This window comes from Streptomyces fildesensis (genome assembly GCF_016107395.1).
GTDB lineage: Bacteria > Actinomycetota > Actinomycetes > Streptomycetales > Streptomycetaceae > Actinacidiphila > Actinacidiphila fildesensis.
This window is the reverse complement of sequence record NZ_JAAIKO010000149.1, coordinates 1-702: the sequence shown is the minus strand read 5'-3', so window position 1 is coordinate 702 and position 702 is coordinate 1. Positions and strand designations below refer to the sequence as shown.

Annotated in this window: 1 pseudogene; it reads left to right on the top strand. The window is 45.6% G+C overall.

Annotated features, from left to right (window positions below):
- Positions 1-684 (top strand): annotated as a pseudogene (locus tag C6N31_RS47180) (hypothetical protein); the annotation flags it as partial.
- Positions 685-702: the final 18 nt, after the last annotated feature.

Below are 702 nucleotides of genomic sequence, written 5' to 3'. Positions count from 1 at the left end.
GACAAGGTCATAGTGACATCGAAGCACAACGACGATGAGCAGTACGTTTGGGAATCTCAAGCTGGTGGATCATTTACTGTTACCAGGGACGTCAATGGCGAACAACTAGGCAGGGGTACCAAAATCACTTTGTTCCTAAAGGAGGATCAGCTGGAATACCTCGAGGAACGCAGAATCAAGGATTTGGTGAAGAAGCATTCGGAGTTCATCAGCTATCCGATCAATCTCTGGACTGAAAAGACAACGGAGAAGGAGATTAGCGATGATGAAGACGAGGAGATAAAGAAAGAGGAAGAAGGAGATGTTGAGGATCTAGATGAGAAGGAGACGAAATCGAAGAAGAAGAAGATCAAGGAGGTATCTCACGAGTGGCAGGTTATGAACATGCAGAAGCCAATCTGGTTGCGCAAGCCAGAAGAGATAACTAAAGAAGAATATGCTGCTTTCTACAAGAGCTTGACGAATGACTGGGAAGATCATCTCTCTGTGAAGCATTTCTCCGTTGAAGGTCAGCTTGAATTCAAGGCAATCCTGTTTGTTCCGAGGAGAGCTCCATTCGATCTGTTCGACACACGCAAGAAGCTCAACAATATCAAGCTCTACGTGAGGAGGGTGTTTATCATGGATAATTGCGAAGAGCTAATTCCAGAGTATCTGAGCTTCGTGAAGGGCGTGGTGGATTGAGACGATCTTCCTCTGAAC